The 23,773-nt window shown below is 51.9% G+C and carries 19 protein-coding genes and 1 riboswitch; of the genes, 5 read left to right on the top strand and 14 right to left on the bottom strand.

Annotated features, from left to right (window positions below):
- Positions 1-25 precede the first annotated feature (25 nt).
- The 4 genes from arfB to recC are packed head-to-tail and all read right to left on the bottom strand — an operon-like array spanning position 26 to position 9,585.
- Positions 26-445, bottom strand: coding sequence for an alternative ribosome rescue aminoacyl-tRNA hydrolase ArfB (gene arfB / locus CWI69_RS10350; RefSeq protein ID WP_126764134.1), 420 nt, complete (start codon positions 443-445; stop codon positions 26-28).
- Positions 442-2,412 (bottom strand): exodeoxyribonuclease V subunit alpha, encoded by a 1,971-nt coding sequence (gene recD / locus CWI69_RS10345; protein WP_126764133.1) that lies wholly within the window; start codon positions 2,410-2,412, stop codon positions 442-444. The genes arfB and recD overlap by 4 nt, the downstream gene beginning before the upstream one ends.
- Entirely contained in the window at positions 2,403-6,158 is a 3,756-nt protein-coding gene (recB, locus tag CWI69_RS10340) for an exodeoxyribonuclease V subunit beta (protein ID WP_126764132.1), read from the bottom strand. Before recB ends, recD begins: the two co-directional genes overlap by 10 nt.
- On the bottom strand, positions 6,148-9,585 hold the full coding sequence (recC, locus tag CWI69_RS10335) for an exodeoxyribonuclease V subunit gamma (RefSeq protein ID WP_126764131.1): 3,438 nt from the start codon (positions 9,583-9,585) through the stop codon (positions 6,148-6,150). The genes recB and recC overlap by 11 nt, the downstream gene beginning before the upstream one ends.
- Positions 9,586-9,705: 120 nt before the next feature.
- On the opposite strand from recC, the gene CWI69_RS10330 reads away from it, so the two are divergent.
- The 4 genes from CWI69_RS10330 (at position 9,706) to CWI69_RS10315 (ending at position 12,101) form a co-directional block, all read left to right on the top strand.
- Complete coding sequence (locus CWI69_RS10330) at positions 9,706-10,239, top strand: protein tyrosine phosphatase family protein (RefSeq protein ID WP_126764130.1); 534 nt, start codon at positions 9,706-9,708, stop codon at positions 10,237-10,239.
- 73 nt (positions 10,240-10,312) lie between these two features.
- Positions 10,313-11,242, top strand: a complete 930-nt coding sequence (gene trhO / locus CWI69_RS10325) for an oxygen-dependent tRNA uridine(34) hydroxylase TrhO (protein ID WP_126764129.1) — start codon at positions 10,313-10,315, stop codon at positions 11,240-11,242.
- 101 nt (positions 11,243-11,343) lie between these two features.
- Entirely contained in the window at positions 11,344-11,820 is a 477-nt protein-coding gene (locus CWI69_RS10320; RefSeq protein WP_126764128.1) for a Dps family protein, read from the top strand.
- Between the two features lie 83 nt (positions 11,821-11,903).
- The gene (locus CWI69_RS10315) at positions 11,904-12,101 is read left to right on the top strand and encodes a DUF3185 family protein (RefSeq protein WP_126764127.1); all 198 of its coding nucleotides are present in this window, start codon (positions 11,904-11,906) and stop codon (positions 12,099-12,101) included.
- 112 nt (positions 12,102-12,213) lie between these two features.
- Here the strand turns inward: CWI69_RS10315 and CWI69_RS10310 are convergent, their stop codons facing one another.
- The 6 genes from CWI69_RS10310 to ubiD all read right to left on the bottom strand — a co-directional run bounded on the left by CWI69_RS10310 (position 12,214) and on the right by ubiD (position 19,509).
- Complete coding sequence (locus tag CWI69_RS10310; protein ID WP_126764126.1) at positions 12,214-13,560, bottom strand: MFS transporter; 1,347 nt, start codon at positions 13,558-13,560, stop codon at positions 12,214-12,216.
- Between the two features lie 9 nt (positions 13,561-13,569).
- On the bottom strand, positions 13,570-14,352 hold the full coding sequence (locus tag CWI69_RS10305; RefSeq protein WP_126764125.1) for a phosphotransferase: 783 nt from the start codon (positions 14,350-14,352) through the stop codon (positions 13,570-13,572).
- Complete coding sequence (gene pnuC / locus CWI69_RS10300; protein ID WP_126764124.1) at positions 14,334-14,954, bottom strand: nicotinamide riboside transporter PnuC; 621 nt, start codon at positions 14,952-14,954, stop codon at positions 14,334-14,336. The genes CWI69_RS10305 and pnuC overlap by 19 nt, the downstream gene beginning before the upstream one ends.
- A gap of 32 nt (positions 14,955-14,986) precedes the next feature.
- Positions 14,987-17,128, bottom strand: a complete 2,142-nt coding sequence (locus tag CWI69_RS10295) for a TonB-dependent receptor (RefSeq protein WP_126764123.1) — start codon at positions 17,126-17,128, stop codon at positions 14,987-14,989.
- A 61-nt stretch (positions 17,129-17,189) separates the two neighbouring features.
- Positions 17,190-17,305: riboswitch (TPP riboswitch) on the bottom strand.
- A gap of 21 nt (positions 17,306-17,326) precedes the next feature.
- The gene (fre, locus tag CWI69_RS10290; protein ID WP_126764122.1) at positions 17,327-18,025 is read right to left on the bottom strand and encodes an NAD(P)H-flavin reductase; all 699 of its coding nucleotides are present in this window, start codon (positions 18,023-18,025) and stop codon (positions 17,327-17,329) included.
- Entirely contained in the window at positions 18,022-19,509 is a 1,488-nt protein-coding gene (gene ubiD / locus CWI69_RS10285) for a 4-hydroxy-3-polyprenylbenzoate decarboxylase (RefSeq protein ID WP_126764121.1), read from the bottom strand. Before ubiD ends, fre begins: the two co-directional genes overlap by 4 nt.
- A gap of 120 nt (positions 19,510-19,629) precedes the next feature.
- On the opposite strand from ubiD, the gene CWI69_RS10280 reads away from it, so the two are divergent.
- On the top strand, positions 19,630-20,631 hold the full coding sequence (locus CWI69_RS10280) for an endonuclease/exonuclease/phosphatase family protein (RefSeq protein WP_126764120.1): 1,002 nt from the start codon (positions 19,630-19,632) through the stop codon (positions 20,629-20,631).
- Positions 20,632-20,726: 95 nt separating this feature from the next.
- Here the strand turns inward: CWI69_RS10280 and CWI69_RS10275 are convergent, their stop codons facing one another.
- The 4 genes from CWI69_RS10275 to trxA all read right to left on the bottom strand — a co-directional run bounded on the left by CWI69_RS10275 (position 20,727) and on the right by trxA (position 23,720).
- Entirely contained in the window at positions 20,727-20,963 is a 237-nt protein-coding gene (locus CWI69_RS10275; protein WP_126764119.1) for a hypothetical protein, read from the bottom strand.
- A gap of 65 nt (positions 20,964-21,028) precedes the next feature.
- Entirely contained in the window at positions 21,029-21,367 is a 339-nt protein-coding gene (locus CWI69_RS10270) for a hypothetical protein (protein ID WP_126764118.1), read from the bottom strand.
- A gap of 534 nt (positions 21,368-21,901) precedes the next feature.
- Positions 21,902-23,167, bottom strand: a complete 1,266-nt coding sequence (rho, locus tag CWI69_RS10265; RefSeq protein WP_126764117.1) for a transcription termination factor Rho — start codon at positions 23,165-23,167, stop codon at positions 21,902-21,904.
- Between the two features lie 226 nt (positions 23,168-23,393).
- Complete coding sequence (trxA, locus tag CWI69_RS10260; protein ID WP_126764116.1) at positions 23,394-23,720, bottom strand: thioredoxin TrxA; 327 nt, start codon at positions 23,718-23,720, stop codon at positions 23,394-23,396.
- Positions 23,721-23,773: the final 53 nt, after the last annotated feature.

The following is a 23,773-nucleotide window of genomic DNA, read 5'->3' as shown; positions in this document are numbered from 1 at the left end:
CTACCGGGATGAGTCGCAAGTTGAATTAGACCAATGGCTTCTGTCGCAGACTTTTTGTATCGCCGCGTTTTTTCTTCTTTTCGATGCGGCGTTTTTTGCTCGCGCGAGTTGGCTTGGTGGCAATTCGTCGCTTCTGGACCTTACCGGCACTGGCAACCAACTCGATAAATTGTGCCAAAGCTAACTCGCGATTCTGTACCTGGCTGCGGGTCGTCTGACATTTAATGATAATTTTCCCGCTGGGGGTAATGCGATGATCGCTCCGCCCCAACAAGCGTTGCTTATAAAAGTCAGGTAACGAAGACGCATGAATATCAAAAATAAGCTGTGCTGCGGTGGCCACTTTGTTGACGTTCTGACCACCAGCACCACTTGAACGAATAAACTGCCACTCAATTTCATTTTCTGGCACAGCTACGCGCTGCGATATCTGGATTGCGTTCATGTTAAGCCTCCACCCCGCTCAATTTGTCTCTGGGTTGCCTGCAGAACAAGTTTTGGCTCGGCGCATACTAAGGTTAATTGTTCACGCGCCCGGGTAATGCCAGTGTAGAGCAGCTCTTTGGTCAACAGCGGGGTATCATGATCAGGTACTACCACCACCGTATGAGTGAACTCGGAACCCTGGGATTTGTGAATGGTCATCGCATAAGCCGTTTCGACATGGGTCAGACGCGACGGCAACAACCAACGCAGACTGCCCTTTTTATGCCCGCGAAAGAGTACGCGCGGAGGCTCGTCTGGACTGGCTTGTACAACAATTCCGATATCACCATTACGTAAATCGAGACTGTAATCATTGTGGGTGATCATCACCGGTCGGCCGACAAACCATTGCTCACTGGTGACCCGGTCGCCATGCAGCCATAAAGTCGCCAGTTCGTTCAGTCGTTGCATGCCCCAGTCACCACGGCGCAGCGCGGCAAGCAACTGAAACTGTTCCAGCTGTTGCAATAAAGCTTCACCCCAGGCGGTGACATCAGTGAAGGCCGCCGGGCCCGCTTGCAACAGTTCCTGTAACGGCTGATAGCCTGCTAACACTAATTTCTTTAATGAATCCGCCGAGCTTTTTCTGATTTGGAGAAACTGAATATTCGCCAGTTTGCTATCTGTGACCTGTCCTTGTGACGCGTCGCGCAACCATTCACTCAACCATGTCGTCTGCTGCTGGTTAATTTCAGTCGCCAACTTACCAATACCCTCTTCAGCCTTAAACCGGCGGCTTTCGCGCAACATCACCGTATGCTGCAGGTAAGGCCACTGCTGCTTGCCCTGCTCATCCAGCAACTTCCGGGGCAATTGAGCTGATTGTTCCGGCTTGTCGTCACCAGACGCATGCTCGCTCTGGGTGGCATCCAGCCACGTCGCCAGCTCAGGCGCGTAGTGGCCGTTTTCGGCCCCCTCGCAGAGTTGTCCTAAAACCGCACCGGCTTCGACCGACGCCAATTGGTCTTTGTCACCTAACAGGATGAGGCGGGCATCCGGAGGTAACGCTGCGGTGATCGCCGCCATCATCTCAATATCGACCATTGAAGCTTCATCGATGATGACCACATCAGCTAATAAAGGATTACCCGCGTTGTGCCGGAATGCCCTGCTACGCGCTCGGGTGCCGAGTAAACGATGTAGGGTGACCGCCTGGTTCTCCGTCAGCACCTCAGTATAGCGCGCCGGCAACCTTTTGATCTCTTCATTGATGGAGTCCTCCATGCGTTTTGCCGCTTTGCCGGTCGGAGCTGCCAGCCGGATCCGCAACGGTTCCGCACTGGGACGATGTTGTTGCAGTGTCGCCAGCAACCGCACTACGGTGTAGGTTTTTCCCGTGCCCGGCCCGCCAGTAATAATAGTAAAGCCGCTACGTACCGCCATGGCACAGGCCAGGCGTTGCCAACTCAGGCTACCGCTTCTGCCGAACAGATCATCAAGGGTCTCCCGCAGTTCGTCGCTGGCCACCGGCTCACTGGCAACGGGATAGTGCCGTTCCATACGGGCAAAGAGATCACGTTTTATCTGCTGCTCATAATCCCAATAACGCCTCAAGTAGAGACGTTCTTGTCCTTGCAGCACCAAGGGAGAATTTGCTTCTGAAACGGCAGCGGAATCGGCCAGTTTCGTCCAGATATCGGTGCCGAGTTCGGCGATCATCTGCTGCGCCGACGCACAAGCGCGCAAGCTCTCAGACGATGCATGCTCGGGCGGCAGTTGCAAAGTTGCCGTAACATCAGCACGCAACTGTTCGAGTTCAAGGCATGGATGTCCGCGGCCAAGTTGATGACTGACTAAAGCGGCCAGCACCGCCACAGGTTCAGCATCCTGCTCAAGTTTGGTGTAGATATATTCCGCCAGGCTCAGGTCAATGGCGCGCAACCAGCCATGTTCATACCAGGTTCGCAAACTCGACATTAATTGCATGCGGCCTCCGTCTGGTCGAAAAGTTGCTCAAGTTCGTCAATGAGTTGGCGGCTCGGGCGATGAAAAAAAGCACCGCCGGAAGGCGCGTTATGGCCACGTAAGAACAAATAGACCGCACCACCGACATGCGTATCGTAAGCGTAATCCGGGACCCTGGCTTTTAGTAATTTATGCAGGGCTAAGGTGTAAATTACGAACTGCATGTCGTAACGACTTTCCAGAATTTTATCGCGCATTTTCTCAGGTAAATATGCGCCATCGTCTGCGCCCAAATAATTAGATTTATAGTCAGCGACGTAATATTTGCCGCGCCACTCGAAGACCAAATCAATGAAGCCTTTTAACATTCCGTTTAAGGTAGTGGCCAGCACCCGCGGTCGTCCGTATTCGGGTAACACATGAGTGCGAACCAGTTGGTCAAGATGCTCGGCATCGACCTGATGAGCAGGAAACCAGAACTCCGGTTCGGCTTGATACGTATGCAGGTCCACTAGCCGGCAAGACTCACCGTCGGCCAGCGCGAATGAAGTGTGCAGGTATTCACCTAGCCACTGCTGCAAGGTCTGCTGATACTCTTGCCAGGGTGCACCCGGTGTCCGTTGCGCCACCCATGCAGCCAACTCGTCCGGCGCCGCAGCCACGGCCGCAAAACCATCGTTACCGGCATCCTCCAGCAACCCATGTAGAAAGGTTCCGGGATTAGCGCCACGGGGAAAACTGTGAATCGTCCGCGCTTCAGGTTGCTCCTTCACATCAGCCTGTTCGTCGTGCAACTCTTCAAGCAAGGTACTGCCCTCGGCATCATCACTTGCCACCCACTCGCCATAGCGTAAGGCACTGTAACTTGCCACCCACCAGCTCGCGAAGCGGTGTCCCTCGGGCATCCGGCAAACATGGTAGTGTGGTGGCTGTTCAAGCTGTGAGATATAGCTCGTCACGTGCTGATTATTCACTAACTCTAGGGTGTGGCTTACGCCTGGTAACGAAAATTCATACAAGTCTGGATCAGCGGCTTTGCTTTGCTCCGCAGGCTCTGGGTCTTGCGCCACCTTACCCTGCTTAAACAGATAGTTCAGCGCACTCCCCGTACGGGTCTTATAATCGGCGACACCCAGGAAGGTGGCATATTGTGCCCGCGTTACGGCAACATAGAGTTTGCGTAATTCCTCTGCAAACCTCTCCTCCTTGATGCGTTCGACGATCGCTTTATCTTTGTCATCTAACGCCATGCAAAGCTTACCCTCAGCATCATGATAACGTTGAGGAAAGCTCACTTTGCCGTCCCAGCCGCGAGCGATAAATGGTAAAAACACCAATGGATATTGCAGGCCCTTTGATTTATGTATGGTGACCACCTGAATTAATTCAGCGTCACTTTCCAGACGCACCTGTAGCTCTGTGCTGTTGGCGCGGTTGTTATCCTGTTGTGCCTGTTCAATATGCTCGGCCATAAACCGCAACAGGCCATAGTGACCTTCCACCTGTTGCGCCTGTTGTTGCAACAGTTCAGCCAGATGCAGTACATCGGTAAGCTCGCGTTCGCCATTGGCTTTGGCCAGCAATTGCGCCGGCACATCAAAGTCATGCAGTAACTGCTGCAGCATCGCTAACACGCCTTGCCGCAGCCAGACCGCATGATAGTCGGCAAATTGCTCAGCAAAGCTATCCCAACGTAGTTCTTCGTCAGTGATTCTGGCAATTTCAGCTAATCCCAGCCCCAGCAATTCGCAGCCAAGCACACTGCGTAAACGACTGGGATCCCGAGGATTCGCGCATGCGTCGAGCAAGGTATAAAGGTCGAGCGCCAGCCGCCCGGCAAATACCGAATCACGCTCCGACAGGTAGACACTGCCCACCGAGCGACGACGCAGGGCTTGTCGAATCAGGTTAGCCTGGAAACCGCTGGTGACCAGAATCGCGATATCTTTGGGCTTTAAACGGACAAACGCACCAGTCTTACGGTGACGAAAACCCGCGGTTGGATTATTCAGTAAGGCAACGATTTTCTCAGCAAAACCATTGGCCAGGCCATGATCCAACTCCGGATTGTTACTCTTACCCCCGCTGGCAGGCAGTACGTCAAATTCCAGTGCTGGCTGAAGCTGATCGTCACAGACAAACTCTGTGTTCAAATCGTTCGCTTTGACAGAATGAAAGGGTAACGGATTATCATCGTCCTGTTTAAATAAGAACGCCCCTCGTTCGGACGCTTCCGCCTGGGCAAACAGTGCGTTGCTGGCATCCACCATAGCTTGAGTCGAACGGAAGTTAACGCCCAAGGTGTGATGGCGACTCTCGGTAGCCCGCCGCGCCGCAAGATAGGTAAAAATATCCGCGTTACGAAAAGAATAGATGGCCTGCTTGGGATCACCAATCAAAAATATACCATGGTCATCACCGGTATCAGCAATGGAGTAGATACGGTCGAAAATTTCATACTGTACCGGGTCGGTATCCTGAAATTCGTCGATCATGGCAATTGGAAATTGGGCGCGCAATTTGCTTGCCAGCTGCTCACCGTTGTCGCCGCGTAAAGCGTCGCGCAAACGCGTCAACATATCGTCAAAGCCAATTTCCGCCCGCTGCTGTTGTAATTCCCGGAACCGTCGCTGAGTCCATGCCGCTGCATGCTGCAGCAATCCGGCGGACGGATCAGGAAGCTCCTGATGCTGCCTTAAGGCATCTTCGAGTAACCGCGGGAACCCGAGTTCGTCAGCACTAAGCTCAAATTTCGCGGCATCTTGCAGACCTTCTGCAGTCAGTCGCTTCCATGCCGCTTCGGTCAAATCCGGGAGCAATTCGGCGGAAGCCGGTGAAACTTCAAGACCAGCCAGCCACTCATCAACTTTGAGCAGCCAGTTATCCAGATTTTTGCGGGTGAGTTTACGTCCGTCGAGATAGTTTTTATCTCCGACTTTGGGCACAAAGGTTGCACGAAATAGCGCTAGCTTTTGTTGCCAGAGTTCAGGCTGATGGAACTGTTCACGGAATTGCTGTTCCGCATGGATATACCGCTGCACTATTTGTAAACTGCCGGCTTGCAGACCACCAGCGGTCGCACTACTGACGTCTGAGTTTTCCTCAGATGCATTGACATCAGGAGTTTGCACCAACTCGCGACAACGTGAAACGATAGCATCAGGGCTGGCGAAGGTGCTTGTCATAACCCGGTAGGCCGCCAGATCAGCGACTTCAAGTTGGGCAATGAAATGGCGCCAGTAATCTTCTGCGGCCTGCTGCCGTAATGCACTGTTATCGGCGTTCAGAGTTTGCGTAAATAAACTGCCGCTGGCAAAAGCATGTTCACTGAGCATGCGGTTACACCATCCGTGAATGGTCGATACCGCCGCTTCATCCATCTGCTGCGCTGCCAAATCCAGTACCCGAGCCTGCAACGGCCAGCTCTCCGGCGGGTATTCAAGGCGTAACTGCTGCAGGAAACTATCGCCTTGTTCATCCGCGTTACGAAAAAATTCAGCCGCTTCGGTCAGTCGCGCCCGAATGCGATCACGTAATTCTTCCGTCGCCGCTTCAGTAAAAGTCACCACTAATATTTCGCGTGGCGATTTCATCCGTTGCCCGGCATGTTGTTGGCCAGGGTCATCGGCATCGTGGCCGAGTACTAAACGTAAATAAAGCGCCGCAATGGTATAGGTCTTGCCCGTACCGGCGCTCGCTTCAATCAGATGACTGTTACGTAAGGGGAACTGCAGTGGCACCAACTGCTGTACAGTATTATTCGTCATCTGGCTGGCCTCCTGCTAAGGATTCAAGCAGCGGTGCGTAGAGCTGTTCAGCTAGCGCAGTGGCTTGCTCTTCCACAGCCGTCAACGCGGCGAAATCCGGATAGAACCTACTCATGTAACGCGCCCGCAGGCGCAAAGCCGTGGTATTTCTATGACGGTCATCCTCTTCGTATAATTTTTCTGCAACTTCGTTCAAAAAGCTGAAATCGCCATTTTCGATAAATTCCGAGCTTCCTTTCGTTAGTGGTTTTTGCCAGCCCGCCAGCACCAATTCCAAATGTACAGGCAATGGCTCACAGAGACCGCGTTCGGCCCAATCCAGCAGTTGCTGCAGTTGCTGCCGCGCGAAATCAGGGTCCAGCGCACTGAAACTCAGGGTCTTTTCGACACTGATGAACTGTGTGGTGGTGGCAGCATGGCTGTTCAACAGCAAGTGCTCGAGCCAGGTTTCCGCAAGTTTGATATAGCGCGGACGGCCAGTCTTCTCAACCAAACGTGAGGCCGATAATTTCAACCGCACACGTTGCCCGGACGCATTCCTACGCAACCCGGAAAACGTATCGTGCACCCGCAAACGTGCGCCAAATTGCACGCTTTCCACCTCCAGTGAGTGGGGAAAACGCGCGCACTCTTCACGCACTGCCTGCCACAAAAGTAGTCCTGTTTGCTGTAATTCCCGTTGTTGCACTTCACCACCAGCGCCATCACTAAGTCGGCCTTCGCGCTGCAACCGTGCGCCATAGCCTTGCAGCCACTGTTGCCAGTCGTCATCGGTCGCGGCTGAACCTGCGGCAGCAAGCAGCGGTGTATTTAACGCATCAATCAACTGCCAGCGCGTCAGCCCGTCAAGGGTGAATAATTCTTCATCATGGTTTTCCACCCGTGCGTCCGGCAAATAGCACTGAAAACGTAAGTTCATCAGCCACCGCGCAGGCTCTAAGTAAAAATGATACAACTTGCGGACATTCACCGGACCTTCAGGTAACCAGCCGTCCAGAGCTGTCGATGCGGTGGGCGCGGCATAACTCTCGCTATGCAAGCTGTGCCACTCACGAGCGTAGGTGAAGAACCCCTCACCACTCACTGAACTGGTGAAATAGGCTGGATTAAAAGGCTGCAGATAGTGATGCTGTAAGGGCACCTTGGCGCCGAGCTGCTGTAAGTGTTCCCGCAGTTGACTCACCAGCACAGAAGGCGGCTTCTCAGTATTATCTTTGATGCTGCGCCCACACCAACTGATATACAACCAGCGCCGTGCTGACAGTAACGCCTCAAGAAACAAATAGCGGTCATCCTCGCGCCGCGAACGATCTCCAGGCCGTGAATCGTTGGCCATTAAATCAAAATCAAAGGGTTTCCGCTGACGTGGGTACTCACCATCATTCATACCCAATAAGAACACGCCCTTAAAAGGTATCGCCCGCATCGGCATCAAAGTGGCAAAGTTCACGCTACCCGCCAGAAACCGCTGGTTCAGTTGATGTTCATCAACCCGTGATAGCCAACTTTCAACGACGACCGTCAACGGCACTGGTTCGTTAAACTGCGCTGCAGAGGTGGCGTCCACCCATGCCTGTAACTGGTTGCGCAGCCGATTGAGCAATAATTCATCGCTATCATCTGTTGCCAGGAACAAACGGTCCATCAGGGTAAGTAACTGCTCACTCCACTTTGCTGGCGTAGCCGCCTGAGTGGTCATTAGAAAAGCATCGTTCAGGACGTTTACAACTTGCTGCAGTGCCCCTGCGGCATTTGCAGCCAGTCCACCCACTTCAGGATAGGGTTCGTCATCCTGCCAGGCCGAATCTATGCCATCCTGGCGACCCACCGCATAGCCGAGTAACATCCTGCGCAAACCGAACCACCATGAATTACGCCCGTCTGCAGCAGGCAGTCCCAGTTGCTGACGATGTTGCTCATGCAACGCCCAACGCACGCCGGCTTCGTGCAGCCAGGTTTGTAGTTGAGCAACATCGTGCGCAGTTAGGGCAAAACGTTCTTGCAGTGCTTCGACCTGCAATAAATCCAGAACCTCGCTGGCGGTGGCGCGCTGCAGGTTCAGCGTCAGTATATATTCCAAAGCAACCAGAATAGGATGACGATGACGCATACCCTGATCCGCAATAGTGAACGGAATATGCCGCTCATCACCGCGCGGGTAGCGGCCAAAAACAGCGCTTATATGGGGTGCATAGCCGTCGACATCAGGCACCATGACAATAATATCGGCGGGTTGTAAATCCGGCTCTGTCGCAAACAGATGCAACAACTGATCATGAAGTACCTCAACCTCGCGTTGCGGGCTGTGGCAACTGATAAATTGTAATGAATCATCCTGCGCCAGCTCAGACCAGCATGCGTGTGCTTCATTGGTACTGCGCAGGTGCAAAATATCCGACTGCAACTGACGCAATCGCGTAGGGTTTTCCGGGAAATCGTCGTCGAAGAGATCAAAGTTGAGGGTGTTAAATTGCGCCGCCTTGTCAGCGGTGGCGTCAAACTGATCAAGCATGCCGATGTAATCACCACCTTGCTTGCCCCACGAGGCCAGCAACGGATGGGTTTCACTATGCAGGTTAGTGATGTCGAGCTCAGCCTGACCGGGCTTCCGCTGCTGCCGCTTACGTTTAATTTCTTTAAATAAATCGCGGCCGTCAATGCTGTCCATCCAGAAGTGTTTACAGGGATTATGCACGCATAAAATCACCTGGCAGCAGGACGACACCGCGTGCAAAACCTCAATCATTTGCTGCGGCAAACTGGAGATGCCAAACACGATTATGCGCGGTGGTAACCCCGGCGGGCGCTGTTCTGGTGAAAGCTGACGCGCGGCCGTAACGAAGCGGTGATGCAGCTCCGCCCTGTTGTTCCAACCTTCATTACCAACATCCGCAAGCAAAGCACGCCACAGCATGGGTTGCCATATATTCTCGGCATCTGCTTGCATATCACCACCAGCGGCCCAGTCTGCAAGCCAGTCCGCACGGTACATCTGATACTGGTCAAATAAATCCGCGAGGCGTTCGCATAGCTGATAGAGCTTGCGTTGCTCAATGTCGTCGCGCATGTAGTTCGTTAACGCAGCGAATTCCGGATGCGATAAATAGGCCGGTAAGACCCGCATCAGACGCCAGGTTAAACGGTCTTTGTCGAAGGGCGAATGACGCGGCAGGTTGTCACCTAACACGGCACGGTAAGCTTGCCATTGGAACCGTGCGGGTAAAGTAACGTCCAGCATAGCCGCTATGCCTGTGGCCTCTGCCAGATGCAGCTTCAACCACTGGGCAATACCATTGGACTGCACCAATACACATTCACTTTCTAACGGCTTGAGAGGAGCAATCCTTGTGAGCCGGACAACCAACGCAGTCAGGTCCTCTAACTTATGGCTGTGGGCGACGATTAATCCTGCGCTTTGTTCACTCATTTGCTATCCTCTCCATGCATGAGGATCATCCTACCCAATCATGCCCAGCTAGGCTAGCAACTCTGCACGACATTCCGTGTCGCGCGACCAGTGAAATGGCCACTGATATAAGGAACGACTATGAAACAAATTCAACTCATCATCGTCGCGTTACTTCTGTTCACAGCGATGGGCTGTTCAAGCCAACCCGACCGCAGCGAAGGGATAGTCGCGACTAACGCAGTCGAAGAGATTTACAACTTCTCGCAGCCAGCGCCAAATCACGCCGCCGGCGGGCAACCGAAAAAGCATGAAATGGGCTTACTTGCTGATGCAGGTGTGGATATGGTGATCAACCTGCGCAGTCATGCGGAAATGAACGATATTCATGAACCAGAATGGGCGACCGAAAATCACCTTGCTTATTACCACATCCCCATCGCTGGTGCCGACGACCTGACCGAAGCAAACGTTAAGCTTTTCCATCAAACGCTCTGGCTTAATGAAGATAAAAATATCTTTATGCATTGCGCCAGCAGCAACAGAGTCGGCGCCATGATGGCATTGCGCGCAGCCTGGTTTCAGGGCGCAGATACTGAAGCAGCACTGGCTATCGGTGAACAGTACGGCATGACCAGTTTGCGTAAGCGTGTTGAAGAGCTGCTCAACGAGTAATTTTGTGGTAACATGCGCGCGCAATTTTTGACCTCGGATTTGCGATCCGAACCGCCAAAAGAAGGATGTCCTTATGTATATTTGCGCCGCACTCTATAAGTTTGTGGAAATTAACGACTTTGAAGCTTTTCGCGAGCCCCTTTACGACTGCATGGTCGAAAATGGCGTGAAAGGCACCCTGCTGTTAGCTCGTGAAGGGATTAACGGCACCGTTTGTGGTACCCGCGAGGCTATCGACAACGTACTTGCTTTTATTCGTTCCCGTGATGAATTTGCAGATATCGAGCATAAAGAATCCCCCAGCGATACCCAGGCATTTTACCGCACCAAGGTAAAGCTCAAGAAAGAGATCGTCACCATGGGAGTCGATTGGGTTGACCCGAAAAATATCGTCGGTACCTATGTTGACCCGCAGGACTGGAATGACTTGATCCGCGACCCTGAAGTGCTGCTTATCGACACGCGTAACGACTATGAGTACGCAGTAGGGACCTTTGCCGGCGCAATTAACCCAAAAACCGAAAGCTTCCGCGACTTTCCGCAGTACGTAAAAGATCATCTCGACCCAGAGCAGCACAAAAAAGTCGCGATGTTTTGTACCGGTGGAATTCGCTGTGAGAAATCCACCGCCTACCTGAAATCCCTTGGCTTTAACGATGTTTATCATCTTAAAGGCGGCATTCTGAAGTACCTGGAAGAGGTACCAGAAGAAGACACCACCTGGAATGGCGATTGCTTTGTCTTTGATCAGCGCGTCACCGTGCGCCACGGGTTGAAGCAAGGCGATTACGACCAGTGTTATGCCTGCCGTATGCCGATCACCGATGCCGAAAAGCAATCCGAGCACTACCAGAAAGGCGTCAGCTGCCCCCACTGCTATGACAAAACCACGACTGAACAGAAAGAACGCTTTGCTGAGCGGGAGAAACAGATCCAGCTTGCCAAACAACGTGGTGAAGCGCACATCCGCGACGGTAAAGTTGAAGAAAGCCGATCATCCTAATCGCTTTTGTCTATTCCCGCTTACCCTTGAAAGGGTCTATACTGACCCTTACATCTAGTTGTAGTTACAACAATTTTTAGCGGATAAGCAGGAGTTTACAGATGCAACAGTTAAACGTTATCGGTCTTGATCAACAACATGCAGAACAGCTGGCTGAGAAGCTCAATCAGCTGTTATCCAATTACCAGGTCTTTTACATGAATGTTCGCGGCTTCCACTGGAACATTAAAGGTCAGGAATTCTTTGAGCTACACGCAAAATTCGAAGAAACCTACAATGATCTATTGATGAAGATTGATGAGATCGCTGAGCGCATTCTGACCTTGGGGCAACGTCCTTTGCATGCTTACTCAACCTACATCAAGAACAGTTCTATACGCGAAGCAAAAGATATCCACGATGGTAAAGCTTGCGTCCGTGAGATCCTGGAGAGCTACCAAACCACAATCCGGCTGCAACGCGAGCTACTTGAACTTGCCGGACAGGCGGATGATGAGGGAACCTCGGCGCTGATGAGCGACTACATTAAAGAACAGGAAAAAACGGCCTGGATGCTGACGTCGTATCTAGGCTCTTAATTTCGTAAGTTCTATTTTGTCAGTTCTTTGCTATGCTGAAAGCAGTAGTACCCGAAGATAAACAATAACTAAAGGACGGTTTCATGAATAAAGTTATCGGAATTATTTTACTCGTGGTTGGTATTATTTTGCTTTATTTCGGTTATGAAGCTTACAATTCGCCAGCATCAGAAGTTGCTCAGGCGGTGACCGGTGAACCAACAGACAACGCCATGTGGTACCTGATTGGTGGCGCGGTCGCGGTCGTTGTCGGTCTGTACGGTGTTGTTCGCGGCAAGTAATACTTACAGAACGTAACGCGCAAGCAAGTTATAGAAAGGTTCTAAGCCAACACCACATCAGGTGTTGGCTTTTTTATTGGCCTGTTTGCCCTGTTCGCCCGTTCATTTGCCACTAATCACGTTGGACATTTGGTAGGGTCATTGCACGAACGCCGGCGATAAGCCCCAGTATAATCAGGGTGACCATAACCGCTTCCACACCCGCGTAGCTATCCAGCACGCCCAGCAAGATTCCGAGCAGCAAAACACCACCTATGACAGTGTTAGAAACCGCCGTGAGTTGCGCCCGATTGTCCTGCGTCGCCATATCAACCAAGTAGGTTTTGCGTCCTACTCGCGCGCCGTGATGGGCTACCGCAGCAGCGAAAATGAGCAAGCCAGCCAGCCATTGCTTAGCTAACCAATCGCCAGCGAGAGTATAAAGCGCCAGCGCAACCGCCATAACACTCACCGCGATAAATGCAGCTGCCGCCATCACGTGATGACTGGCCGAGTCCGACCATTTACCCCAGAACCTGCCAGCCACCATACCGGCAATACCATTGGCCAGCATAAGTCCACCTAAACTGGTTAAACTGCCTTCGCCGCTACGTTGAATCATCACCACAACATAAGGAATGGCAAACGCCGAAGAAACAAGGAGTGCGCGCGTCAGCACGAAGCTACCGAATAATTTGTCCTCCCAGAGTAAGCGCATCGATTTAAGCGCTTCTATCATGGCATTGCCACCGCCTTCTGTCGCGCCGGGAACTTCTGGCACCTGGGCGTAGGTCAACGCAGCAGCAGTCCAGAGCGCAGCGGCAAAGCCCAGCAGTCCTGCGAAAATAAGCACATTCCCCTGTTCTATACTGCCACTCAGTAGCGCAGGAGCAAACAGCACGACCAATGCACTCACCACCGACAGTAGCCCCGCTACGGACGCGGCAATACCAGATAACCGACCGCGTCGCGTCTTGGAGATGGTTTTACCCTGAACGTCCTTAATCGAGACCGAGCAAACGCCGCGGGAAATACTAAAAAAGGTTAACAAGAGTACAATCGCCCAACCCAGGGCCTGATCGCGTAGGGTCAACACACTCATCAACATACCGACAAGCGCCAGTGCCTGACCGAAACTACCCACCACCCAGAACCATTTGCGCACAGGCGACTCACGCAATTGCTGGGCAATAATTAATTGAGGTAATAAAGCTAAGGATTCACGTAGTGGAACCAGGGCACTGATAAAGGCCGAAGGCGCACCCAGCGAGGTCAGAATCCACGGCAACACCAGCCGCGCACTCACCAGCGAATCACCCAGCTTGGTCATGCTTAATGCTATCAGGTGCGCGACAAAAGCCTTAGGTTGGTCATTACAGGCGGCATCTGGAATATCTTTACAAACTCTGGCGTCTTCATCCTCGGCGAGATAGCCGTACAAACGTTCCGTTAGTTCCCGATCTGCAGTGCCACCGCTCATGCCTTCTCCCTAGTCAGTTATTCGTTGCAGGTAATGATGTAATTCGTACCAAAGCTGATTGACCACAGCAACCACTTCACGCCAGCTTTCCAGAGTATCGCGTTGAACGGTAAAGCCGGCGGCTGCTTCATACGCGTTTATAAAAGCATTACGTTGCGGTAACTCCAGTTGGTTCACCGTCATAGTATTGGCGAGATCAAAGTAACGCTCACCCAAGCCTGCATATTCCCAGTCAATGACTCGTCGGTCTGGTGAGAGAAAAATATGATGCATAGCCAGGTCGTTATGACAAAACACCGGATGGGAGGCAAAACTGTCGAGTAGTTTGCGGAAGGAATCCAAACGCTTGCGAAAGTGCGACGCCCGCTCACTATCAAATTCAGCAAGCTGTGCGCAATAACGCGCTAAACGTTCGCGCAACGACCACACCGGAACATCAACTGACAAGCGGTGAATATGGGCAGAAATATCAGCAAGTTCGCGTAACTTTTCTGCCATTGGCAGCTTCGCGTGGCCTAAGTCCGGATCATCCAGAAAGCGTTGTAAAACCAGCCCCTGGGTTGCATCATAATGAATGACATCCGGTGCTAACTTATGCTCAGCCAGCTGCTGCTGTACCCGTACTTCCTGATCACGATCAAGACCGTAGGGATGATCAAAACGGAATTGTTTCAGGATGTACTTTTCTTGCGTGGTGGTAATTTTATAAACGTTATTTGCCACGCCTCGCAATAAGGGTTCGGTTTTTATGACACCACGGATAGGTAAACTTTCTAACCACTGTTGTCGCATTGTTCGCTGCCCACCTGCGTTGATTGCCACTGTCGCATCGCGTACACCACCAGTATAAGATAAACAAAGTAAAGCGCACCAGTAACGACAAATCCTTTACTACTGTACAGGTAAACATAGATAGCATCGATCACCAACCAGTACCACCAATTGGCGAATTGTTTGCGGGTCAGTAACCAGGTCGCAAACAGCGAAAAAACCGTAGTGAAAGTATCGAGCCACACAGCATCAGCATCGGTATAGGTTTGCAGCAGCCAGGCGATAGCTACCGCAACAACTGTCAATAACAGTAGCCACTGCAGATGCCATTGCCAGGAATAGTCCCGCACTTCAGCAGCGTCGTCCTGTCCCTTACCATAACGCCATTGCCACCACCCGTAGATCGCCAACGTAATATAAATAAGCTGCAATAAAGATTCCATGTACAGCTGCGCGTTAAACATCAGCTGCGTGTAGATCACGCAGCTGATTCCCGCCGCCAGCCAGCACCACAGGGACTGATGGGCGGCCAGCACTAAATAGGCTATGGCAAGCACAACAGCCAGCCACTCCAACATTGAAGTTGCAACAACCTGCTGCCAAATCTCAGTAAAACTTGCCATTATCTAGCACCTTTTGTCGGACCGGCTTAACACTAAAATGAGTAGTTAAAGGTAACACCCACGCGACGCGGCTCACCGTATTGCTCGTAAGTCTGCGGCACATACTCGAGGCGAGGGTCATTGCCGAAGTAGAAGCCACGAATACCGTAGTCCTCATCCGTCAGGTTACGCGCCCACAAGGTCACCTGCCAGTCTTCTGCCTGCCATTTCAGGCTGGCATGTAGCACAGCCATGGCATCGGCGCGGCTCATGTGTGAATCCGAATAGAAAAAGCCATCCTTGCCATCCACTTCGATAACACCGCTAAGCTGTTTACTCCAGGCGTAGCGAGCACCAACATTGTACTGGTAGTTGGGTGCATGAGCCTGGTCACGTCCGCTCATGTCAACGCCATCTTCCGTGACAAAGCCTTCAATCTCGGTTTCCAGTAAGCCCACAGATGTGAACAATTCAAGTTGCTCGACGGGACGGTAGTTAACTTCCAGTTCAGCACCGTAAGCATTGCCCTGGGCTGCATTTTGCAGATAGCCGACAAAACTTTGGTCGCGATTCACCCAACCTTTGAGCTGCACGTCGTCACGCTGATGCATGAACACCGCCACTTGCATACTGAAGGTGTCATCGGCATTAACGCGCTTATGCCCTACCTCAAAGCTGGTTAACAGCTCAGGCGCGAAAGTCGCGCGCGCCAGCAGATAGTCACGCAGCTCAGTCAGTTCCGTATCCTGTACTTTGCCCAGCGCCTCACCATTGACACCACCGGCTTTGTAGCCGCGTGCCAGGGTCGCATACCAGAGATGATCCGTAGCCGGCAGGTAGCTCAGGCTCAACCGTCCACCCCACATGGTATCTTCCGGCTCGGCCTGCACACCATTGCTGTCCTGATAAGGATTATCATAGCGCTCAACCCGGGCACCTGCAGTCAGTCGCCAGTTCTGGGTAAAGTTTTGTGCAAGTTCACCGTACGCCGCAAGGTGGCGACTTTCATAGGTACTGAAAAACTGGTCCTGCTGATAGCTATCCCAGTTAAAGAAATCACGGACCAGCTCTTCATCGCGCTGATAATGATAAACGCCGGCCACCCAGTCGGTCTCGCCACCAAGCATTGTTAATGGACGTGCGCTGACCCAACGTGCTTCGAGCGTCTGATCCGTGCGATCGCGGCGATACGCATCAAATGAACTGTATTCCCAGCCCGGCGCAATACCGACAAATGTCCAGTCCTCATCATAGCTGTAGACGCTGTCGGCACTGAGGTTAGTATAGGATAGTTCCAGATTCGCGAGGCGACCGGCATAGCTCAGCGCGAGCCGTGCAGCGGTAGAGTCCAGATCATCTTCGCCCGGCTCATCAGAGAGCGTTTGCCGGCTATTATCCAGGGAAAACGCATCGTACCCATTGTCCTGATGCAGATCATGAATCGTGGTACGCAATTGCCAGCTGGAGCCGAGGTCGGTGAACAGGTTCAATCGAATATTGCGCTCTGAACGATTATTGGTATCGTCGCGTTCCAGATAGTTGTTGGTGATAAAGCCATCATCACGTTGCTGGAACACGCTCAGACGAGCGCGGCCGACTGCACCTAATGAACCGCCTACAGCAAAGCCACCCTGCATCGCATCGTAGTTGGCGACGCCGAGTTGCCAGACGCCCTCGGTTTCACGTGTTGGCTGGGTGCTTTCCATAACCAGCATGCCGGCCATTGCATCAGCACCAAAGCGACCACTCTGCGGTCCGCGATAGACCTCGATCTGACTGATATCAAACAGCTGGGCGGCCTGCGCCAGGCCACTGTAGTTAATTCCGTCGACGAGCAGACCGACCGACGGCTGAATCGGATCAACGAACTGACTGCGCTCACCTACGCCACGAATTTGAATAAAACGTGCGCGTGAACTGCCGCCAGAAAAATTGACATTCGCCAGGGCATTCAAGGCGGTTTCCAGGTGCAACGCATTGCGCTGACCAAGCCGTTCAGCAACCAGGGCAGTCACGCTGGTAGGCGCTTCCTGAATGGTCATACGGCGGAATTCACCCTGGATGGTAATGCGTTCAACGCTGTCTTCAGACGCGGCTTGCGCTTTGGTCTGCGCCTCGGCCTGTGCATAGCCACTGGCAGACGCGAACGCGCCAGAGGCCAACAGAGCGGCCATTAAATAAGATTTTTGAAACATGGATTATTTCCTCAACTTCTGAGTCAGAAACAATCCGGTCGGGTGGGATTTCAAATGGACTAAGAGTGTTAGCTACCATCCCTACGCCAGTATTAACCGGATCAGGTGCAAAGGGTTTGCTTCGTGCATCTCAGCCTGACTGTACAATCTTGTACAGGGGCACCCCTTGGTATTGCGCTGCGGAGTATAACAGCGCCTTTAAATGAAGGCTAGCGCATCGCCATAAAGTTGTTCGAGCGGCAAACCATGCGCATGAAACTCATCACGGATCACCCGCACCATCTCAAACCGCCCGGCGACGTAGACATCGGCTTCGCTTAGATCGCTTTGTTCCGCCATCACCGCGTGATGGACCAGGCCGATGGCGCCATGCCAGTTGCCCGCAGCTTCTTCAACCACTGGCCGGTAATGAAAATTCGCATGCTGCTCGCTCAGCGCCCGCAACTTTGCATCATAATAAAGATCGTTTAGCGCACGGCCGCCCCAGTACAGGGTTATAGGCCGCTGGGGGTCACGACGCAGGTGCGCCTGCAAAATCGACCAGGTATAAGAAAAGCCCGTGCCGCCAGCGATCAGAATTATCGGCCGCTCACTTGCGCCACGATAACTGGCCTGGCCAAGTGGTACTTCGATAGTGATCTCACCCTGCGCACGCATCTCGTCAATAACCTCCATCGCATAGGGGTTATCTGCGGTTGCACCAATATGCAGCTCAACGGTATCAGTCTTCGACGGGCATGAAGCGATTGAAAACGGCCGCTTATCACGTTCACCCATGACCACCTGCAAGTATTGCCCGGCGTCAAAAGTAATCGCCTCGGGTAAACTGAGAACCACCCGATACACGTTCTGCGACAAATTTTCTAATGTTGTGACTTCACCTAGCATTTGTTTCATTGCGCCTGCTTATCCTGTTGCAAAATTCCGAGTTCGTCCCAAATTTCATCCACCCGTTGTTGCACTGCTTTGTCCATGACAATGGGTACACCCCATTCCCGATCGGTCTCACCCGGCCATTTATTGGTTGCATCCATGCCCATTTTGGAGCCAAGCCCCGACACCGGGGAGGCAAAATCCAGATAGTCAATCGGCGTATTTTCCACCAGCACCGTATCGCGGGCCGGATCCATACGCGTGGTCATGGCCCAGATCACATCTTGCCAATCACGGGCGTTGACATCGTCGTCGCAGACAATAACAAACTTGGTATACATAAACTGGCGTAAAAAGGACCATACGCCCATCATCACGCGCTTCGCATGACCGGCATACTGCTTCTTCATGGTTACCACAGCAACGCGGTATGAGCAGCCTTCCGGCGGCAAATAAAAGTCGACAATTTCCGGAAACTGCTTTTGCAACAAAGGCACAAAAACTTCATTGAGCGCGACACCAAGCACTGCCGGTTCATCCGGCGGACGCCCGGTATAGGTCGAGTGATAAATAGGATCACGACGGTGAGTAATGTGCGTAACGGTAAATACCGGAAACTCATCGACCTCATTGTAGTAACCCGTATGGTCACCATAAGGCCCTTCTGGTGCCATCTCTCCCGGTTCAATATAACCTTCGAGAATGATTTCAGCATGGGCCGGAACCTGTAAGTCATTACTCACACACTTAGTGACTTCGGTTTTGCCATCGCGCAGCAAGCCGGCAAAGGCATACTCAGACAAACTGTCCGGCACCGGAGTTACCGCACCCAAAATAGTAGCCGGATCAGCACCAAGGGCCACCGCCACCGGAAACCGCTCGCCAGGATGCTGACGTTGCCATTCCTGGAAATCCAGCGCGCCACCGCGATGCGATAGCCAGCGCATGATGACTTTATTTTTGGCCAGCAATTGCTGCCGGTAAATACCTAAATTCTGGCGTTCCTTATGCGGGCCCTTGGTCACAGTGAGGCCCCAGGTAATCAACGGCGCCACATCACCCGGCCAGCAATGCTGGATCGGCAACTGCTGCAAATCAACCTCATCGCCACTTTGAATCACTTCCTGGCAAGGCGCTTTCTTCAGCTGTTTGGGCGACATGCTCAGCACTTTTTTATAGACCGGCAAAAGGTTCAGCGCATCGCGAAAGCTTTTGGGTGGCTCGGGCTCTTTCAGAAAAGCTAACAGCTTGCCGACGTCGCGCAGCGCAGCCACAGAATCCTGCCCCATGCCCAGCGCAACGCGCTCCGGCGTGCCAAATAAATTCGCCAGCACCGGAATGCTGTGCCCTTTGACGTTCTCGAACAACAACGCCGGGCCACCTGCCTTTAAGGTGCGATCAGCAATCTCCGTCATCTCCAGATAAGGATCGACTTCAAGCTGAATTCGTTTTAACTCGCCACGCGCCTCCAGCAAGGCCATAAAGCCGCGTAAGTCCTGATACTTCACTGATGGTTATCCCACATCGTAAATAATGCCGCCATTATACTGGTTTTTATTACTGTTTTCAGCGCTTTCAAATTACGCTACGCTAAGCCCTTACCTTCAGTTCAAGGATGCACGGTACTCATGTTCCACTCCATACTCGCGTTTAGCGTCATTGGCTTCTTAACAGCGTTACTTGCATTACTATCGTTGCTACCACACTTGAGCAGCACCCATTGGCTGGTGCGCGTGTGGGATTTTCCGCGCTTGCAGCTCACCGGTGTCGGCATAGTGTTACTGGTCGCCAGCGCGCACTGGTTACCCGCCGAGTCACCCGCAACATGGTTATTGGTAGCCGTACAATTACTTTGTTGCGCCTGGCAACTCTGGTGGATTTTTCCTTATACGCCTTTGGCAGAGCGCACCGTAGAGCGCTATAACCGCAAGTGCGATGAAAAACGCGTCGAAGAACATTTACGCGTTCTCATCGTTAATGTGTTCGAACATAACCGCAATGCCGTGGAACTCGTGCGCATGATCAACCGCGAACGCCCCGACATCATCGTTGCCGTTGAAACCGACGAATGGTGGGAAAAGCAGCTCACCGATATCGAAGACGACTTACCCCATGTCGTCCGTGTGCCTCAGAACAACCTCTACGGCATGATGGTGTACTCGGTATGGCCTTTAGAAAACGTCAAGATCGAGAACTTAGTGCAGGAAAACGTGCCGTCGATACACACGGATGTGCAAATGCCAGGCGGCCGCCAAATCCATCTGCACTGCGTCCACCCGGTACCACCGGGACCTAGCGAGAATGACAAATCGAAGCCCCGGGATCGGGCGTTGCTGAAGGTTGCGGAACGTGCGGCTAAGGAGTCCGGCCCAGTGATTGTTACCGGCGACCTCAATGACGTCGCCTGGTCACGCACCAGTCGCGAATTCTTACGTCAGAGTAAATTGCTTGACCCGCGCATGGGACGCGGCTTTTTCAACACCTTCCACGCCAAGCTGCCGTTACTGCGCTGGCCACTGGATCATCTGTTCCACAGTGAGCATTTCATGCTGGTGAAAATGCGGCGCCTGCCCAAATTCGGATCCGACCACTTCCCGTTACTGATTGAACTGGCGCTGAAGAAAGAGTGACGTGACCTCTTCCCTTGATACACTCACTTGCTTATTGCATTTCGATTTGCGATTACGGCAAACGACGGCAGTTGGCTGGCAGCTCAACACCTGTTCTATTCTTTAACTTTGTTATCGTCAGTGCGTTCTGACCCTGACATCCGATCGCGATAATACTCGTATATATCCGGATCAGTTTCCGCCAAGGCTTCAACGATTTCATTTGCATCGGTTAAAGTGCGCTGCAACAACGAGCGAGCGGAGGCAATTTCATTATTCTGTAACCGTTGTTGAATTTCGGCGGCGATGACGTATCTACGCAGCTCCATCTGTAATGTTGATAGACGCGACATTTGAAAACCTAAGGCTAGGCCGATAACGCAGAATAGAATAAAGGATAACAGGGGTCCCCAAATTTTCATTCTTCAATCTCCTTTACGCGTTTCTCTAGCACAAAGTCCCACTCTTTCTTCTGCGGTTCATTAAGAAAAAACTCATTTTGATAAAGGTCGTCAAGCTGACCATCACGATTACTCAAGTAGAATAACTCCAGACGCCTTTTCGCTTCCGGAATGTCGTCCTCCGCCAAGCTTTTTTCAACAAGACTTAACGCAAACATGAAGCCGCTTTCACTAGCTAATAATGAAGTAGGCCAGATACCCACCCCCATCCACACACCAGTCAAAAGCCCTATAACGCTTGCAACAAAACTGAATAGCCACGAGCGCATTCTGTAGCCCTTTTTAGATTGATTCATTGGCTTCTCCAAAGACGTAGAGTCAAAATTAAATCCAACAACATGAAAACACTAACAACCAAAGATTAACAAACAATATCATCGAGGGGAAACGAAAGTATGCCGATAACGGCAAAGGTAGGTTTATTCTGTTGGAATCGTAGTGGAAAATCGCTAGGTCTTTGTCGAATTAGGAGACTCTGCAAGAGGCGCGGTCGAAGCCCACAGCGTTATATCTGAGGGTGTGCGCCGCAGGGATGCGGCGAGGGCGCCGGCGAGTGCCTTGCTGGGGTCTTCGTCATAGGGTGTCGGCCGCATGAGGCGCGGCGAAACCGACAGGGTTATTTCTGAGGGTGTCGGCCGCATGAGGCGCGGCGAAACCGACAGGGTTATTTCTGAGGGTGTGCGCCGCAGGGATGCGCCGAGGGCGCCGGCGAGTGCCTTGTTGGGGTCTTCGTCATAGGGTGTCGGCCGCATGGATGCGGCCGCCAAGCCCCCAGGGATGGGTTCATGGCGTCCCTATGACGAAGACCCCAGAGAGGCGCAAAGCCAAGCCTACGACTTCTGGCGCTTCATGGCCTCGAAGAATTCGTCGTTGGTTTTGGTCATTTGCAGCTTGTCGATGAGGAATTCCATCGCTTCCGTTTCACCCATCGGGTGTACGATTTTGCGTAAGATCCACATTTTTTGCAGCTCTTCCGGCGAAGTTAACAACTCTTCGCGACGCGTACCCGAACGATTGAAGTCAATCGCAGGGAAAACACGTTTCTCAGCAATCTTACGATTCAAGTGCAATTCCATATTACCTGTGCCCTTGAACTCCTCGTAAATCACCTCGTCCATCTTCGAACCCGTATCGATCAATGCCGTCGCGATGATAGTCAAACTACCACCCTCTTCAACATTACGTGCAGCACCGAAGAAACGCTTTGGCTTATGTAGCGCGTTAGCATCAACACCACCAGTCAAGACCTTGCCGGAGCTTGGAATAACAGTGTTATAAGCACGTGCCAGACGAGTGATTGAATCAAGTAAGATGACCACATCTTTCTTGTGCTCGACCAAACGTTTGGCCTTCTCGATCACCATCTCGGCGACCTGCACGTGACGGTTTGCCGGCTCATCAAAGGTCGAAGCAATAACTTCGCCTTTCACCAGGCGATGCATCTCAGTAACTTCCTCTGGACGCTCATCGATCAGCAACACCATCAGCACACAATCAGGATGGTTAGCAGCAATTGACTGCGCAATGTTCTGCAGCAATAACGTCTTACCCGCTTTTGGCGGCGCCACAATCAAACCACGCTGGCCTTTGCCGATTGGCGAAGCAAGGTCTAACACCCGGGCAGTAATATCTTCCGTCGAACCATTACCACGTTCCATCCGCAGACGTTCTTCTGCGTGGAGAGGCGTAAGGTTTTCAAAAAGAATTTTATTGCGGGAGTTTTCAGGCTTGTCGAAGTTGACTTCACGAATCTTAAGAAGGGCAAAATAACGTTCGCCTTCTTTCGGCGGGCGTATTTTCCCGGCCACCGTGTCACCAGTTCGTAAATTGAAGCGGCGAATTTGACTTGGCGAAACATAAATATCATCCGGACCTGCAAGGTACGATGAATCTCCCGAGCGCAAAAAGCCGAAGCCATCCTGCAAGATTTCCAACACCCCGTCACCATAAATGTCTTCGCCGCTTTTTGCGTGCGCTTTCAAGATGGCAAAAATGATGTCTTGTTTGCGGGTACGAGCCATGGATTCGAGGCCCATGGATTCTGCGAGCTGTACCAGCTCGTTTACGGGTTTATTTTTTAATTCTGTAAGATTCATAAGAGGGATATGACTTTAGTGTCCATAGGAAAACAAAGGGTTAGTTTAAGTTTTATAGCTTTAGGGGTTCGCTATCTGGCTGCCGTAAGGCTGGCAACCTGAAGAAATATTGGTTGAAAAGTAACACCTAAACGCCAGGACGTCCAGTTTTTTGCTGGTTATTTAAACCAAACAATTAGAAAAAGTTGCCAAATCTCAAGATTTGACAACTTTTCAGAACGCACCTTTACAGGTTTTGCTCAATAAATTCTGCCAGTTGGGCTTTTGACAATGCACCAACTTTGGTACCGGCAACTTCGCCGTTTTTGAACAGCAATAACGTTGGAATACCGCGAATACCGTACTTCGGCGGGGTTTGGCTATTGTGGTCAACGTTCAGTTTGCCGATAGTGATGCGGTCACCGTACTCGTTTGCAATGTCGTCAAGAATCGGTGCGATCATTTTGCATGGGCCACACCACTCCGCCCAGAAATCGACAAGTACTGGTTTATCAGAATTGAGAACGTCTGCCTCAAAAGAATCATCACTTAGCTGAACAATTTTATCACTCATGGTAATCTCCGCTGCTGAATTCGCGTGAAATAATAAAACACTATTATTTCTGT

The organism is Pseudidiomarina halophila (assembly GCF_003987215.1).
Lineage (GTDB): Bacteria > Pseudomonadota > Gammaproteobacteria > Enterobacterales > Alteromonadaceae > Pseudidiomarina > Pseudidiomarina halophila.
The sequence above is the reverse complement of the archived record's forward strand: the minus strand, read 5'-3'. Positions and strand labels throughout refer to the sequence as shown.

Bases quoted from the DNA above. Each gene is read 5' to 3' on its own strand.
- arfB (WP_126764134.1), bottom strand. From the start codon at position 445: ATGAACGCAATCCAGATATCGCAGCGCGTAGCTGTGCCAGAAAATGAA.
- recD (WP_126764133.1), bottom strand. From the start codon at position 2,412: ATGCAATTAATGTCGAGTTTGCGAACCTGGTATGAACATGGCTGGTTG.
- recB (WP_126764132.1), bottom strand. From the start codon at position 6,158: ATGACGAATAATACTGTACAGCAGTTGGTGCCACTGCAGTTCCCCTTA.
- recC (WP_126764131.1), bottom strand. From the start codon at position 9,585: ATGAGTGAACAAAGCGCAGGATTAATCGTCGCCCACAGCCATAAGTTA.
- CWI69_RS10330 (WP_126764130.1), top strand. From the start codon at position 9,706: ATGAAACAAATTCAACTCATCATCGTCGCGTTACTTCTGTTCACAGCG.
- trhO (WP_126764129.1), top strand. From the start codon at position 10,313: ATGTATATTTGCGCCGCACTCTATAAGTTTGTGGAAATTAACGACTTT.
- CWI69_RS10320 (WP_126764128.1), top strand. From the start codon at position 11,344: ATGCAACAGTTAAACGTTATCGGTCTTGATCAACAACATGCAGAACAG.
- CWI69_RS10315 (WP_126764127.1), top strand. From the start codon at position 11,904: ATGAATAAAGTTATCGGAATTATTTTACTCGTGGTTGGTATTATTTTG.
- CWI69_RS10310 (WP_126764126.1), bottom strand. From the start codon at position 13,560: ATGAGCGGTGGCACTGCAGATCGGGAACTAACGGAACGTTTGTACGGC.
- CWI69_RS10305 (WP_126764125.1), bottom strand. From the start codon at position 14,352: ATGCGACAACAGTGGTTAGAAAGTTTACCTATCCGTGGTGTCATAAAA.
- pnuC (WP_126764124.1), bottom strand. From the start codon at position 14,954: ATGGCAAGTTTTACTGAGATTTGGCAGCAGGTTGTTGCAACTTCAATG.
- CWI69_RS10295 (WP_126764123.1), bottom strand. From the start codon at position 17,128: ATGTTTCAAAAATCTTATTTAATGGCCGCTCTGTTGGCCTCTGGCGCG.
- fre (WP_126764122.1), bottom strand. From the start codon at position 18,025: ATGAAACAAATGCTAGGTGAAGTCACAACATTAGAAAATTTGTCGCAG.
- CWI69_RS10280 (WP_126764120.1), top strand. From the start codon at position 19,630: ATGTTCCACTCCATACTCGCGTTTAGCGTCATTGGCTTCTTAACAGCG.
- CWI69_RS10275 (WP_126764119.1), bottom strand. From the start codon at position 20,963: ATGTCGCGTCTATCAACATTACAGATGGAGCTGCGTAGATACGTCATC.
- CWI69_RS10270 (WP_126764118.1), bottom strand. From the start codon at position 21,367: ATGAATCAATCTAAAAAGGGCTACAGAATGCGCTCGTGGCTATTCAGT.
- rho (WP_126764117.1), bottom strand. From the start codon at position 23,167: ATGAATCTTACAGAATTAAAAAATAAACCCGTAAACGAGCTGGTACAG.
- trxA (WP_126764116.1), bottom strand. From the start codon at position 23,720: ATGAGTGATAAAATTGTTCAGCTAAGTGATGATTCTTTTGAGGCAGAC.